General features: G+C 72.4%; 13 protein-coding genes. 4 read left to right on the top strand and 9 right to left on the bottom strand.

Annotated elements, in window-relative coordinates:
* Nucleotides 1–1,679, top strand: a 1,679-nt coding sequence (locus tag EEJ42_RS08130; protein WP_123099297.1) for a glycoside hydrolase family 3 C-terminal domain-containing protein, incomplete at its 5' end; no start/stop codon positions are given.
* Between the two features lie 6 nt (nucleotides 1,680–1,685).
* Here EEJ42_RS08130 and EEJ42_RS08125 read toward each other — a convergent pair.
* On the bottom strand, nucleotides 1,686–2,573 hold the full coding sequence (locus tag EEJ42_RS08125; protein WP_123099296.1) for an SGNH/GDSL hydrolase family protein: 888 nt from the start codon (nucleotides 2,571–2,573) through the stop codon (nucleotides 1,686–1,688).
* Nucleotides 2,574–2,899: 326 nt separating this feature from the next.
* On the opposite strand from EEJ42_RS08125, the gene EEJ42_RS08120 reads away from it, so the two are divergent.
* Both EEJ42_RS08120 and EEJ42_RS08115 read left to right on the top strand, forming a co-directional pair.
* Nucleotides 2,900–3,394 (top strand): DUF3145 domain-containing protein, encoded by a 495-nt coding sequence (locus EEJ42_RS08120; RefSeq protein ID WP_123099295.1) that lies wholly within the window; start codon nucleotides 2,900–2,902, stop codon nucleotides 3,392–3,394.
* A 28-nt stretch (nucleotides 3,395–3,422) separates the two neighbouring features.
* The gene (locus EEJ42_RS08115) at nucleotides 3,423–4,328 is read left to right on the top strand and encodes an NAD(P)-dependent oxidoreductase (RefSeq protein WP_123099294.1); all 906 of its coding nucleotides are present in this window, start codon (nucleotides 3,423–3,425) and stop codon (nucleotides 4,326–4,328) included.
* 55 nt (nucleotides 4,329–4,383) lie between these two features.
* Here EEJ42_RS08115 and fabF read toward each other — a convergent pair whose 3' ends face one another.
* The 5 genes from fabF to EEJ42_RS08090 all read right to left on the bottom strand — a co-directional run bounded on the left by fabF (nucleotide 4,384) and on the right by EEJ42_RS08090 (nucleotide 9,340).
* Entirely contained in the window at nucleotides 4,384–5,649 is a 1,266-nt protein-coding gene (gene fabF / locus EEJ42_RS08110) for a beta-ketoacyl-ACP synthase II (protein ID WP_123099293.1), read from the bottom strand.
* Nucleotides 5,650–5,719: 70 nt separating this feature from the next.
* Complete coding sequence (locus tag EEJ42_RS08105) at nucleotides 5,720–5,968, bottom strand: acyl carrier protein (protein ID WP_009718247.1); 249 nt, start codon at nucleotides 5,966–5,968, stop codon at nucleotides 5,720–5,722.
* Nucleotides 5,969–6,050: 82 nt separating this feature from the next.
* A complete protein-coding gene (locus tag EEJ42_RS08100) occupies nucleotides 6,051–7,085 on the bottom strand; it encodes a ketoacyl-ACP synthase III (RefSeq protein WP_123099292.1) in 1,035 nt (344 codons plus the stop codon).
* Between the two features lie 21 nt (nucleotides 7,086–7,106).
* Nucleotides 7,107–8,066, bottom strand: coding sequence for an ACP S-malonyltransferase (locus EEJ42_RS08095; RefSeq protein WP_123099291.1), 960 nt, complete (start codon nucleotides 8,064–8,066; stop codon nucleotides 7,107–7,109).
* 89 nt (nucleotides 8,067–8,155) lie between these two features.
* Nucleotides 8,156–9,340 carry a PucR family transcriptional regulator gene (locus tag EEJ42_RS08090; protein WP_123099290.1) on the bottom strand — a complete coding sequence of 395 codons (1,185 nt, stop codon included), beginning with the start codon at nucleotides 9,338–9,340 and terminating at the stop codon, nucleotides 8,156–8,158.
* 111 nt (nucleotides 9,341–9,451) lie between these two features.
* Between EEJ42_RS08090 and EEJ42_RS08085 the strand changes: the two genes are divergently transcribed.
* Entirely contained in the window at nucleotides 9,452–10,117 is a 666-nt protein-coding gene (locus tag EEJ42_RS08085; protein WP_123099300.1) for a pirin family protein, read from the top strand.
* Between the two features lie 399 nt (nucleotides 10,118–10,516).
* On the opposite strand, the gene kduD is transcribed toward EEJ42_RS08085, so the two are convergent.
* The 3 genes from kduD to EEJ42_RS08070 all read right to left on the bottom strand — a co-directional run bounded on the left by kduD (nucleotide 10,517) and on the right by EEJ42_RS08070 (nucleotide 13,685).
* The gene (kduD, locus tag EEJ42_RS08080; protein ID WP_123099289.1) at nucleotides 10,517–11,287 is read right to left on the bottom strand and encodes a 2-dehydro-3-deoxy-D-gluconate 5-dehydrogenase KduD; all 771 of its coding nucleotides are present in this window, start codon (nucleotides 11,285–11,287) and stop codon (nucleotides 10,517–10,519) included.
* Nucleotides 11,287–12,309: a zinc-dependent alcohol dehydrogenase gene (locus tag EEJ42_RS08075; protein ID WP_123099288.1), complete on the bottom strand. Its 1,023-nt coding sequence runs from the start codon at nucleotides 12,307–12,309 to the stop codon at nucleotides 11,287–11,289. The genes kduD and EEJ42_RS08075 overlap by 1 nt, the downstream gene beginning before the upstream one ends.
* A gap of 71 nt (nucleotides 12,310–12,380) precedes the next feature.
* Entirely contained in the window at nucleotides 12,381–13,685 is a 1,305-nt protein-coding gene (locus EEJ42_RS08070; protein ID WP_123099287.1) for an L-fuconate dehydratase, read from the bottom strand.
* Nucleotides 13,686–13,713 lie beyond the last annotated feature (28 nt).

Here is a 13,713-nt window from a genome sequence, read left to right as displayed (position 1 = left end):
GGGTGCTGACCCTGGCCGCCCGGGTCGGCGCGCTGGACGGCGCCGAGCCCGCCGTCGCCCCCGCCGACCGGCCCGGGCCGATCGACGGCGACGCGCTCGCCCGCGAGATCGCCCGGCGGTCCTTCGTGCTGCTGCGCAACGATACGGAGGCGTTGCCGCTCAGCCCGGGCGGGCCCTCCGGCATCCGGTCCCTGGCGCTCATCGGCGCCGCCGCGCGGGACGCCCGGGTGCTCGGCGGCGGCTCGGCGCTGGTCTTCCCCGACCATGTGGTCTCCCCGCTGGACGGGCTGCGCGCCGCGCTGCCCGCCGACGTCCCGCTGACCTACGCCGTGGGCGCCGACCCCACCGACGAACTCGCCCCCGCCGGGCAGGACTTCGCGCTGCGCGCCGTCGTCCGGGCCGAGGACGGGCGGGTACTGGGCGAGTCCCGGCTGCCCAGCGGTCAGGTGCAGTGGCTCGGCGACTTCCCCGAGGGGGTCGCGTACGAGGAGCTGCACACCGTCGAGGTCACCGGCACCTTCACCCCGCGCGAGAGCGGGGCGCACTCCTTCGGCACCCGGGGGCTGGGCGGCTTCCGGCTCGTCGTGGGCGGTGAGGTGCTCTTCGACGGGCACCAGGCGATGGACGAGACCGACGACCCGTTCGAGGCGTTCTTCGGGTCGCCCGTGCCGCGCGGGCGGGCGGAGCTGACCGCGGGCGAACCCGTCGAGGTCAGCCTCACCAGCACGGTCGCCAAGACGGCGGAGGCGAACTGGCAGGCCGTCTGCTTCAGCCTGGTGCACCGCGCCCCGGAGCGCGATCCGGAGGAGCTGATCGAGGAGGCCGTCGCCGCGGCCACCGCCGCCGACGCCGCCGTGGTCGTGGTCGCGACCACGGAGAGCGTCGAGAGCGAGGGCTTCGACCGTACGGACCTGCGGCTGCCAGGGCGCCAGGACGAGCTGGTGCGCCGCGTCGCCGCCACCGGCACCCCGACCGTCGTGGTCGTCAACGCGGGCTCACCCGTGGAGATGCCGTGGCGTGAGGACGTCGCGGCGGTCCTCCTCAGCTGGTTCCCGGGCCAGGAAGCGGGCGCCGCCCTCGCGGACGTCCTCCTCGGGGCCGAGGAGCCGGGCGGCCGCCTCCCGACGACCTGGCCGGTCCGGCTGACGGACGCCCCGGTGAGCCAGGTGGCACCCAGCGATGGTCAACTCTCCTACGACGAGGGCGTCTTCATCGGCTACCGGGCGTGGGAGCGGCAGGAGGGGGCCGCTCCGGCGTACTGGTTCGGGCACGGGCTCGGGTACACCGACTGGGCGTACGAGGCGGTGGACTTCACCCCCGCGGGGGACTCCGCGGGCGGCTCGGCGGACGGCTCGGCGGGCGAGCTGGGCACGATCACGGTCCGGGTGCGGAACGTGGGCTCCCGGCCCGGCCGGGAGGTGGTCCAGCTCTATCTGGCCCCGCAGGCCGACTCCGCCGCCACCGCGGAGGACCGCCCCGCCCGGTGCCTGGCGGGCTTCGCGGCCGCTGAGGCGGGCCCGGGGGAGACGGCGGAGGTGGCGATCCCGGTGCGGCGCCGCGCGGCGGAGATCTGGGACGAGGAGGCGGACGCCTGGCGCCTGGTCCCCGGCGCGTACACGGCGGAGGCGGGCCGCAGCGTGGCCGACCTGCGCCTCACGGCAGCGGTGGTGGTGTCCTGAGAGAGGTCAGGGGCTGGTGATGCGGCGGTAGGCCATCGCGGCCAGCCGCTGCTGACCCGCCTTGCTGGGGTGGAACCAGTCCCACTTGCTCAACTCGCGCTCCGTGAAGCGGTACTTGTGCACCGCGTCGTCGTAGCGGCACAGCGGGTCCTTCCCGCAGACGTCCTTCAGCACCTGGTTGTAGTCGTCCACCTGGTCGTCCACCCGCTGCCGCCGCTCCGTCGAGGCCGCGTCCATCGCGTCGGAGTCCTTCAGCATCGACGGGCAGATGCCCAGCTTCCAGATCTGCCGCCCCAGCACGTTCTTCCGCCCCTGCGACCACAGCCGCTTCAGGTCCGGGACGCTCGCGACGTACACCTGCGCCTTCGGCACCTCGCGGCGCAGCCGGGTGAGCGCCGAGGTGAAGACGGAGCGGAACTCGTCGGTGGGGGTCATGTTGTCGACCGAGTTCCGGCAGGCGTCATTGGAGCCGATCATCACGGTCACCAGCTGCGGCTTGCGCGTCGCGGCCGCCTGCATCTGGCCGGGCAGATCGGCCATGACCGCGCCGGTCTTGGCGTAGTTCCAGCTGCGCGCGCCCGAGCGCAGCCGCTGGGCCAGGCTGTCCACATCGGTGCCGGTGGACCAGGAGACCCGGGGGCAGTCGGAGAGCACCGAGCAGGCGTCGAAGCCGCGGGTGATGGAGTCGCCCAGGGAGGCGATGGAGCTGGGGCGGGTGTTCCACGCGGGCCCCTCGGCATGCTTGCCGCCCCGGCTCGGCCCGCTCCGCGAGGGGTCCTCGGAGCTGCCGAAGCAGCCCGCCGAACTCATGACGGCGGCCGTCGTGAGCAGGACGACACCGGTGCGCATCGACGCGGTGGTTCGCTGTGCCCGGCGTGGTGCGCTGGCCCGCATGGCTGTTCCCCCTCCGACTGTTGGGTGATATCTATCCGGGACCGACGGTACGTCACTCCTGTGGCCGGTCCGCGCGGTACGTTTTTCTTGTGGCAGTTGGGCGGCAGCCCAGCACCGGGAAGAACATTGCGATACCGTCACATTACGTTGCGTCACATCCTGTCCCTTTTCTAGAGAATTCTGCCCGATAAATTTCACCGCAGGTAACCTCGGGACTGGTGCGAGGGTGATCATTAGGGCAGAATGACGTGTGCTGTCCCGGGCGTGACCGGTACGGGCACGAGGCCGCTGGGGAAGGCGCACCTCGAACCGCACAGGAGGCCCCGGTGACGACACGTGGAGTTCTGTATGTGCACTCCGCTCCGCGCGCGCTGTGCCCGCACGTCGAATGGGCCATCGCGGGCGTACTCGGTGTGCGCGTCACCCTCGACTGGATCAAGCAGCCCGCCGCCAACGGCACATGGCGCGCCGAGTTCTCCTGGCAGGGCGAGGTCGGCACGGCCTCCAAGCTGGCCTCCGCGCTGCGCGGCTGGCATCTGCTGCGCTTCGAGGCGACCGCCGAGCCCTGCGCCACTGCCGAGGGCGAGCGCTACAGCTCCACGCCCGACCTGGGCATCTTCCACGCCGTCACCGGCATGCACGGCGACATCCTGATCCCCGAGGACCGGCTGCGCGCCGCGCTGGCCCGCTCCGCCCGGGGCGAGGGCGATCTCCAGGCGGAGATCGCCAAGTTGCTCGGCAAGCCGTGGGACGACGAGCTGGAGCCGTTCCGCTACGCGGGTGAGGGCGCCCCCGTCCGCTGGCTGCACCAGGTCGTCTGACCGCCACGGCACCACCTAGCGTGACGGCATGACCGAACAACTCCCGGCAGCAACCTCCGTCGCGGTCCTCGGCACCGGCATCATGGGCTCCGGCATGGCCCGCAATCTCGCCCGCTCCGGGCTCGACGTCCGCGCGTGGAACCGGACCCGCGCCAAGGCCGAACCTCTCACCACCGACGGCGTACGCGTCACCGACACCCCCGCACAGGCCGTGGACGGCGCCGACGTCGTCCTGACGATCCTGCACGACGGCCCGGCCGCCCTGGAGACGATGCGCCAGGCCGCCCCGGCACTGCGCCCCGGCACGGTGTGGGCCCAGGCCACCACCGCGGGCCTCGACGGCCTCGACGCGCTCGCCGCGTTCGCCCGCGAGCAGGACCTGATCCTCCTCGACTCACCCGTCCTCGGCACCAAGCAGCCCGCCGAGAGCGGACAGCTCCTCGTCATCGCCGCCGGTCCGTCCTCCGCCCGCACCGCCGTGCGACCTGTGTTCGACGCGATCGGCAGCCGTACGGTCTGGGTCGGCGCATCCGGGGAGGAGGGCGCGGCCACCCGGCTCAAGCTCGTCGTCAACAGCTGGATCCTCGCCATCACCCACGGCACCGCCGAAGCGCTCGCCCTCGCCAAGGGGCTCGGCGTGGAGCCGCAGGGCTTCTTCGACGCCATCGCCGGCGGACCGCTGGACAACGGCTATCTGCACGCCAAGGCGGGCCAGTTGCTGGGCGGCAACCTCGAACCCAGCTTCGCGGCCAAGACCGCCGAGAAGGACGCCCGGCTGATCGTCGAGGCGGGGGAGCGGTCCGGCGTACGGATGGACCTGGCGGCCGCGGGCGCGGAGCGGTTCCGGCGGGCCGTCGGACAGGGCCACGGCGACGAGGACATGATCGCCTCGTACTTCGCCAGCTTCGACGGCACCGAAGGCACCCAGGGCTGATACGCCGAAGGGCGTGCCCCCGGCCGGGGGCACGCCCTTCACTCGTTCGGCTGCCTCACACGGTGCGGAAGGCCAGCACCACGTTGTGGCCGCCGAAGCCGAACGAGTCGTTCAGCGCCACGATCGGGCCCTCGCCCGGCAGCGGCCGCGCCTCGCCGCGCACGACGTCCGCGTCCACCTCCGGGTCCAGCTCGTCGAGGTTGATCGTCGGCGGGGCGAGCCGGTGGTGCAGCGCGAGCACGCTGGCCACGGTCTCCACGCCGCCGGTGCCGCCCAGCAGGTGTCCCGTCATGGACTTGGTGGCGGAGATCGCCATGTGGTCCACATCGTCGCCGAAGATCTTGCGCAGCGCCTTGATCTCGGCCACGTCGCCCTGCGGCGTCGAGGTCGCGTGCGCGTTGATGTGCGCGACCTCGGCGGGCTTCAGGTCGGTGCTCTCCAGCAGGTTCTGGAGCGCGTGCGCGATGCCGTTGCCGGACGGCTCCGGCTGGGTGATGTGGTGGGAGTCGGCCGAGATGCCCTGGCCGACGGCCTCCGCGTACACCCGGGCGCCGCGCGCGGCGGCGTGCTCCGCCGACTCCAGGACGATCACGCCCGAGCCCTCGCCCATCACGAAGCCGTTGCGGCTGACGTCGAAGGGACGCGAGGCGCCCTGCGGGTCGTCGTTGTTCTTGGACATCGCCATCATGTTGCCGAAGGCGACGATGGGCAGCGGGTGGATCGACGCCTCGGTGCCGCCCGCGACGACCACGTCGGCACGGCCGCTGCGGATCATCTCGATGGCGTAGCCGATGGCCTCGGCGCCGGACGCGCACGCGCTGACCGGGGTGTGGACACCGGCCCGGGCGCCGACCTCCAGGCCGACGTTGGCCGCCGGGCCGTTGGGCATCAGCATCGGCACGGTGTGCGGGGAGACCTTGCGGACGCCCTTCTCGCGCAGCACGTCGTACTGGTCGAGCAGGGTGGTCACGCCGCCGATACCGGAGGCCACGACCGCGCCCAGCCGGTCCGGGTCGACCGACGGGTCCTCGCCGGCCTTGCCGGTGAAGCCCGCGTCGGCCCATGCCTCACGGGCCGCGATCAGCGCGAACTGCGCCGACCGGTCGAGCTTGCGCGCCTGCGGGCGCGGCAGGACGGTGCCCGGGTCCACCGCGATGCTCGCGGCGATCCGGACCGGCAGCTCCGCTGCCCAGTCCTGCTCCAAGTGGCCGATGCCGGAGCGACCGGCGATCAGACCTTCCCAGGTCGATGAGGCGTCGCCACCCAGCGGCGTCGTGGCACCAACACCGGTGACGACCACGGTGTGATTGGTCGAGTTCACAGGAATTCTTCACTCCTACGTAGCAGGTGCTGGACCTCTGCCACCGCGTGGGTGGCGACAGACGCTCGGCTCAGCCCTGGTGCTTCAGGATGTAGTCGACGGCGTCGCCGACGGTCTTCAGGTTCTTGACGTCGTCGTCCGGGATCTTCACGTCGAAGCGCTCTTCGGCGGCGACGACGACCTCGACCATGGACAGCGAGTCGACGTCCAGGTCGTCGGTGAAGGACTTGTCCAGCGCGACGTCCTCGGCCGGGATACCGGCGATCTCGTTGACGATCTCGGCGAGACCTTCGAGGATCTGCTCCTGCGTGGCGGCCATTGCGGCGCTCCTTCTTCGGTGTGTTGCGGTGGGTGAGCAGCGCCCGACTCGTCCGGGGCTGCGTGGTTCTGGGCTAGAGAGCCTATGGGAGGGTAACGACCGTCGCTGCGTAGACGAGACCCGCCCCGAAGCCGATGACGAGCGCGGTGTCGCCGCTCTTCGCCTGCCCCGTCGCCAACAGCCGCTCCATGGCGAGCGGAATGGAGGCGGCGGAGGTGTTGCCGGTGGTCTCCACGTCACGGGCGACCGTGACGTGCTCCGGCAGCTTGAGGGTTTTGATCATCGAGTCGATGATCCGCATGTTGGCCTGGTGGGGGATGAACGCGTCCAGCTCGTCCGCGCTGATGCCCGCCTCGTCCAGGGCCTGCTGGGCGACCTTCGCCATCTCGTACACCGCCCAGCGGAAGACCGCCTGGCCCTCCTGGGTGATGGCGGGGAACTTGACGTTGCCCTTGCTGTCGAGCGGCAGCTTGGACAGGTCGCCGATGCGGTACTCGTGCCACGGCACCGTCTGCGTGATGGTCTCGGACTTGTCGCCCTCCGAGCCCCAGACGGTCGGGCCGATCGCGGGCTCCTTGGACGGGCCGACGACCACGGCGCCCGCGCCGTCGCCGAACAGGAAGGCCGTCGCCCGGTCCTCCAGGTCGGTCAGGTCCGAGAGCCGCTCGACGCCGATGACCAGCACGTGCTCCGCGGTGCCATCGGTGACCATGCCCTTGGCGAGGGTCAGCCCGTAGCCGAAGCCCGCGCAGCCCGCGGAGATGTCGAACGCGGCGGGCTTGCCCGTGCCGAGCAGGTGGGCGACCTCGGTGGCGACCGCCGGGGTCTGCTTGAAGTGCGAGACGGTGGAGATGACCACGGCGCCGATCTGCTCGGGCGTCAGCCCCGCGTCGGCGATGGCCTTCCCGCCCGCCTCGACGGACATCTGGGCGACCGTCTCGTCCGGACCGGCCCAGTGGCGGGTGGCGATGCCGGAGCGGCTGCGGATCCACTCGTCCGAGGAGTCGATGTGCTTGAGGATCTCCTCGTTCGGCACCACCCGGGTGGGGCGGTAGCCGCCGACGCCGAGAATGCGCGCGTACGGGGCGCCCTTGCTGGGCCTGATCTTCGCGGTCATGCTCTCGGAACTCCTATTCGGCTATACGGCCGGGGTGTCGGCGGCGGGTACGGCGTGCTCGGCGATCAGCGCGCGTGCCGCGTCGAGGTCGTCCGGAGTCTTGAGCGCCAGGGTCGCCACGCCCGGCAGGGCCCGCTTGGCGATACCGGTGAGCGTCCCGCCCGGAGCCACCTCGATCATCGCGGTGACGCCCAGCTTCTGGAACGTCTCCATGCACAGGTCCCAGCGGACCGGGTTGGACACCTGGGCGACCATGCGCTGGATCACCTCGGCGCCGGACGCCACGACCTCACCGTCCCGGTTTGACACGTACGCCGTGCCCGGGTCGGCGATCGGCACGCCCGCGACCAGGTCCTCCAGCGTGGCCACCGCAGGGGCCATGTGGTCGGTGTGGAACGCGCCCGCCACCTTCAGGGGAACGACACGGCGCACGCCCTCCGGCTTGTCCTCGGCCAGCGCCGCCAGCTGCTCGGCGGTGCCCGCGGCGACGATCTGTCCGGCGCCGTTGACGTTGGCCGGGGTCAGCCCGAGCTTGTCGAGGTGGGCGACGACGGTCTCCTGCTCACCACCCAGTATGGCGGCCATGCCGGTCTCGGCGCGGCCCGCGGCCTCGGCCATCGCCAGACCGCGGCGGCGCACCAGGACCATGGCCGCCTCGTCAGTGAGTACGCCGGTGGCCGCGGCGGCGGTGATCTCGCCCACGCTGTGGCCCGCGGCGGCGCCGACCACATCCCGGACGCGGTGCGGGCCGTCGGCGAACAGCGCCTGGGCGGAGACGAGTCCGGCGGCCACCAGCAGCGGCTGGGCCACCGCGGTGTCGCGGATCGCCTCCTCATCGGCCTCGGTCCCGTAGTGGACCAGATCCAGGCCGGCGACGGCCGACCACCACCGCAGGCGTTCGGTGACGCCGGGGAGGTCGAGCCAGGGGGTCAGGAAGCCGGGCTTTTGGGCGCCCTGGCCGGGAGCGACGAGTACGAGCACTCTCACACTCTCTCTTGTGGGTGGTCCCGCCCGCCCGTGAGGACAAGGACGAAGAACGGTCAAGGGAATTGTCGGGGTCCAACAAACAGCTACGGAAAGATATCTCCGTCGGCAAGTCGTCCGAGGATCAGGGCTATCCGTAGTGTGAACGCCGACCGCACGTCAGAAGGTGACCATCCGGTGACGTCGGTCACACGTCGTAGCCGGTAGCGCACGGTGTTGGGATGAACAAAAAGCATCCGGGCGGCGCCTTCGAGACTGCTCGCCTGCTCCAGGTACACACTCAGCGTCTCCAGCAGCGCCGAGCCGGCTTCCTCCAGCGGTCTGTAGATCTCCTCCACCAGCTGGGCACGGGCGGCCGGGTCCCCGGCCATCGCGCGTTCCGGAAGAAGATCGTCCGCCAGTACCGGACGCGGGGCGTCGGGCCAGGCCGTGCACGCCTTGAGACCGGCCGCGGCGGCCGCCGCCGAGCGGGTGGCCGCCAGCAGGTCCGACACCACGGGTCCGGCCACCACCGGCCCCGAGGCGAACGGTCCGATCAGCGCCTTCGCCGCCTGGAGCGGATTGTCCGAACCGCCCGCCACCACCACCAGCCGGTTGCCGAGCACCCCGGTGAGCACCTGGAGCTTGGCGTGGCGGGAGGCCCGCCGGATCGCCTCGACGGTCAGCTCGCTGTCCCCGTCGGGCGCCGTGCCCAGCACCACGCACACGTGCTCGGGGGAGTTCCAGCCGAGCGCCGCCGCCCGGGACAGCGCGCCCTCGTCGGCCTCCCCGGACAGCACCGCGTTCACCACCAGCGACTCCAGCCGGGCGTCCCAGGCGCCGCGCGCCTCCGCGGCCTGCGCGTACACCTGGGCGGTGGCGAAGGCGATCTCCCGCGCGTACACCAGCAGCGCCTCGCGCAGCACCGCCTCGTCGCCCGGCGCGGCCACCTCGTCGATGGCCGACTCCATGACCTCGATGGTCGTACGGACCATCTCCACGGTCTGCCGCAGTGTGATCGCCCGGGTCAGCTCGCGCGGCGCCGTGCCGAACACATCGGTGCTGATCGCCTGGGGTGCCTCCGGGCGCCGGAACCACTCCGTGAAGGCCGCGATGCCCGCCTGCGCCACCAGACCGATCCACGAGCGGTTCTCCGGTGGCATCGCCCGGTACCACGGCAGCTGCTCGTCCATGCGCGCGATGGCGGCGGCGGCGAGCTTCCCGGACGACTTCTCCAGGCGTCGCAGGGTGGCGCTGTGCGGGTGCGGGGTGTTCGCGGCTGGTTCAGGCACGAGGACAAGACTGCCTTATCGGAGGGTGAACGCTGGGGTCGGGAGGCTACGCGCAGGTAGGACGGGGGCAGGGACGGGCCGGTCCGGGGGCGCACTACCGTGGACCGGGTGATGTGGGTACAGCGGTCCGGTGCACGGTATCGGGGCGGGGACGGAGCGGGCGTCGAGACGCGCCACGCCTTTTCCTTCTCTGGACACTACGACCCGGACAACGTGCGGTTCGGGCTTCTCGTCGCCTGCAACGAGGAGCGCCTCGCCCCCGGCGCGGGCTTCGCGGAACACCCCCACCGCGACCTGGAGATCGTGACCTGGGTCGTCGAGGGCGAACTCACCCACGAGGACTCCACCGGCCACCGGACCGTGGTCCGCCCCGGCGACGTCCAGCGGCTCAGCGCGGGCGGCGGCGTGCGCCACTCCGAGCGCAACGAGTCCGATGCGCCGCTGACCTTCGTCCAGATGTGGCTTGCCCCGGTCGCGGTCGGCGCCGAGCCGGAGTACGAGGTCGTCCGCGGCATCGCCGACGGCACCCCGTACGCCCTGGCCCGCGCCGAAGCGGTGCTCCACGTGCGGCGGCTCACCGACGGCGAGCGCACCGCGCTGCCGGACGCGCCGTGGGTGTACGCACACGTGGTGCGCGGCGAGGTGCGCGTCGGCGACGAGACCCTCGCGGCGGGCGACGCGGCCCGCGCCACGGACGCGCGGGACCTGGAGGCGCGCGCGGTGGGGGCGGCGGAGCTGCTGGTGTGGGAGATGCGCGCGGAGCCGGTGTACGGCTAGCGCGCTAGGGGCNGCGGCGGAGCTGCTGGTGTGGGAGATGCGCGCGGAGCCGGTGTACGGCTAGCGCGCTAGGGGCTGTCCGCAAAGTCGCGTTGGATCAGCCCGCGGCGTCAGGGGGCACCTCCCAGCGGTAGCTGGGGGCGCGTGCGATCGCAAGGCGGAGGGTCGTCCTCGCGGGGGTACCTCCCGGACGGAGTCTGGGGGCGGGCCTACTCGGACGCGCCCGACAACGCAGCGAGAGGGGGCACCTCCCAGCGGTAGCTGGGGGAGCGTGCCAGGCGTCGCGGGCCCGACGGGACTTTGCGGACACCCCCTAGGGCCGCCGGGCGCGCCCGGCAGGGGCAGGCCGGGCGCATCCGTAGCGTCTCGTCCGGAGCGCCTTGTCCGCGGTGGCGGGGTTCAGCGGCCCAGCCAGCCCCCGTCGACCGGCAGCACGGTGCCCGAGACGTAGTCCGACGCGGCACTCGCGAGGAACACCGTCGCCCCGGCGATGTCCTCGGGTCGCCCCCACCGGCCGGCCGGGATGCGCTCCAGGATCGCGCGCGACCGCTCGCTGTCGTCGCGGAGCGCCTGGGTGTTGTCGGTGGCGATGTAGCCCGGGGCGATGGCGTTGACGCCGATCCCGTGCGCCGCCCATTCGTTGGCCAGCGCCTTGGTCAGCCCGGCGATGCCGGACTTCGCCGCCGCGTAGCCGGGGACGGTGATGCCGCCCTGGAAGCTCAGCAGGGACGCCGTGAAAATGATCTTTCCTCGGACGCCTTTCGCCAGCATGGCCCGCCCCACCTCGCGCGTCAGCACGAACTGGGCGTTCAGGTCGACCTCGATGACGTCGTCCCACAGCTCGTCCGGGTGCTCGGCGGCCGGGGTCCGCCGGATCGTCCCCGCGTTGTTCACCAGGATGTCCACGGGCCGCTCCAGGGCGGCGAGTTCCGCGCCGAGCGCGCGTACGGCCGCACGGTCGGCGAAGTCGACCCGGCGCGCGGTGAACGTGCGCCCGTGGGAACGGACGGCCGCCTCCACCGCGCTGCCCTCGGGTTCGAGCGTGGCGCTCACCCCGATCACGTCCGCCCCCGCCGCGGCGAGCGCCTCCGCCATCGCCCTGCCGATGCCGCGCTTGGCGCCGGTCACCACGGCGAGCTTGCCGGTCAGGTCGAAGGGATTCCCGGGCATCACGCCACCTCCTGGCAGTCGACGAGGACCTTCATGGCCTGTCCCGCGGACAGCTGGTCGAACGCGTCCGCCACGCGCGTCAGCGGCACCGTGCCGGTGATGAGCCGGTCGGCCGGTACGACCCCGTCGGCCAGCATCGTCACGGCCGTCTCGAAGTCCCGCCGCTCGTAGACGCGCGCGCCCAGCACGGTCAGCTCGCGCCAGAAGACCTGCTTCAGGTCCACCGGCCGCGGCTGGGGGTGGATCGCGACGATGACCAGGCGGCCGCGCACCCGCGCCAGCGAGGTGGCGCCGAGCACGGCGGCCGCGGCCCCGGAGACCTCGAACACCACGTCCGCACCCGCCCCCGCGGTCCACTCCGTGACCCGGGCGACGAGGTCGTCGGCGCCCGGGTCGAGCACGTCGAACCCGAGCCCGGCGACCATGGCCCGGCGCTCGGGGTCCACCTCCGCCACGACGACCTCGGCCCCGGCGTGCCGCGCCGCGACCGCGATCAGGACGCCGATGGGGCCGCCCCCGACGACCACGGCCTTCTCGCCCGGCCGGAGGTCCGCCCGCCGCACGTCGTGGACGGACACGGCCACGGGCTCCACGAGCGCCGCCCGGTCGAGGGGGAGGGAGCCGGGCAGCCGGACCAGCACCTCCTGGGGGACGTTCCACCGGTTCTGGAGCGACCCGGGTGAGTCGATGCCGATGAAGTCCAGGTTCTGGCAGATGTGCTGGTGGCCCGCGGCGCAGGCCGGGCACGCGCCGCACCAGGCGAGTGGCATGACGGTGACCGGGTCGCCCACCGCCCAGCCCGCCACGCCCTCGCCGACGGCGGCGATCCGCCCGGACATCTCGTGGCCGATCACGGCGGGGAGCGTGACCCGCGCGTCCATGGCGCCGTGCAGGAGGTGCAGGTCCGTGCCGCAGATCCCGGTGTAGGCCACGTCCAGCTGGACCTGGCCGGGCGGCGGCGGGGCCACCGGGACCTCGGCGACGGCGATGGTGTGGTTGCCGACGTACCGTGCTGCGTGCATCCGTTGCGAGCCCTTCGGTCGAGTCGTGTCGTGTCGTGTCGAGTCGTGTCGCGGAGCGGTGGTCGTGCGCGTCAGAGGGAGCGTCCGGCCCAGTACGAGCCGTCGGGGAAGGCGTACTCGGCCAGCGAGGCGTCGCGCATCCGGGCGCTGTAGCCGGGCCGCGTGGGCAGGACGTACGCGCCGTCGCGGACGACGCAGGGGTCGGTGAAGTGCTCGTGCAGGTGGTCGACGAACTCCGTGACACGGCCCTCCAGGCTCCCCGAGACGGCCACGAAGTCGAACACCGACAGGTGCTGGACCAGTTCGCACAGCCCCACGCCGCCCGCGTGCGGGCACACCGGCACGCCGAACTTCGCCGCCATGAACAGCACGGCGAGCACCTCGTTGACACTGCCGAGGCGGCAGGCGTCCAGCTGGCAGTAGTCGATGGCCTCGGCCTGGAAGAGCTGCTTGAACAGCACCCGGTTCATGCCGTGTTCTCCGGTGGCCACCCCGATCGGGGCCACCGCCCGGCGCACCCGGGCGTGTCCGAGGATGTCGTCGGGACTGGTGGGCTCCTCGATCCACAGCGGCTTGAACTCGGCGAGCGCGCCGACCCAGTCGATGGCCTCGGGGACGTCCCAGACCTGGTTGGCGTCGATCATCAGCTCGGCGTCGTCGCCGATGACCTCCCGCGCGATGGCACACCGCCGCACGTCGTCCTCCAGGTTGCCGCCGACCTTCAGCTTGACGTGGCGGTATCCCGCGTCGACGGCCTCCTGGCACAGCGTCCGCAGTTTGTCGTCGGAGTAGCCGAGCCATCCGGCGGAGGTGGTGTACGAGGGGTAGCCGGTCTTCTCCAGCTGCGCGATGCGCTCCTCGCGCGTACCGGCCTTGCGGGTGAGGAGGCCGATCGCCTCCTCGCGGGGCAGGACGTCGGACAGATAGCGCAGGTCGGCGGCGTCGACGAGTTCGGCGGGCGTCATCGTCGCCAGCAGCTTCCACAGCGGGAGCCCGGCCCGGCGTGCGGCGAGGTCCCAGACCGCGTTCATGACCGCCGCGAGGGCGAGGTGCACCACGCCCTTCTCGGGGCCGAGCCACCGCAGCTGCGAGTCGGACTGGAGCTCGCGGTAGATGCCGCCCAGGTCGGAGGTGATGTCCTCGACGTCGCGCCCCAGGAGCGGACGGGCGCGCTGCTCGGCGGCAGCCACGCACAGGTCGTTGCCGCGGCCGATGGTGAACGTGAACCCGTATCCCGACTGCTCCGGGTCGTCGGTGCGCAGGACTACGTACGTCGCCGAGTAGTCGCCGTCCTTGTTCATCGCGTCGGATCCGTCGGCCGTCACCGAGGTGGGGAAGCGGACGTCGAGGACGTCCACGGCGGTGATGGTGGTCATCGTGCTCCCTGATGGAGGTGGAGGGTGG

Origin of the sequence: Streptomyces botrytidirepellens, assembly GCF_003721215.1 — a bacterium.
Taxonomy (GTDB): Bacteria; Actinomycetota; Actinomycetes; order Streptomycetales; family Streptomycetaceae; genus Streptomyces; species Streptomyces himastatinicus.
The sequence above is the reverse complement of the archived record's forward strand: the minus strand, read 5'-3'. Positions and strand labels throughout refer to the sequence as shown.

Coding starts and splice junctions, on each gene's coding strand:
- EEJ42_RS08075 (WP_123099288.1), bottom strand. CDS start 12,309: ATGCACGCAGCACGGTACGTCGGCAACCACACCATCGCCGTCGCCGAG.
- EEJ42_RS08100 (WP_123099292.1), bottom strand. CDS start 7,085: ATGACCGCGAAGATCAGGCCCAGCAAGGGCGCCCCGTACGCGCGCATT.
- EEJ42_RS08085 (WP_123099300.1), top strand. CDS start 9,452: ATGTGGGTACAGCGGTCCGGTGCACGGTATCGGGGCGGGGACGGAGCG.
- kduD (WP_123099289.1), bottom strand. CDS start 11,287: ATGCCCGGGAATCCCTTCGACCTGACCGGCAAGCTCGCCGTGGTGACC.
- EEJ42_RS08070 (WP_123099287.1), bottom strand. CDS start 13,685: ATGACCACCATCACCGCCGTGGACGTCCTCGACGTCCGCTTCCCCACC.
- EEJ42_RS08115 (WP_123099294.1), top strand. CDS start 3,423: ATGACCGAACAACTCCCGGCAGCAACCTCCGTCGCGGTCCTCGGCACC.
- EEJ42_RS08105 (WP_009718247.1), bottom strand. CDS start 5,968: ATGGCCGCCACGCAGGAGCAGATCCTCGAAGGTCTCGCCGAGATCGTC.
- EEJ42_RS08125 (WP_123099296.1), bottom strand. CDS start 2,573: ATGCGGGCCAGCGCACCACGCCGGGCACAGCGAACCACCGCGTCGATG.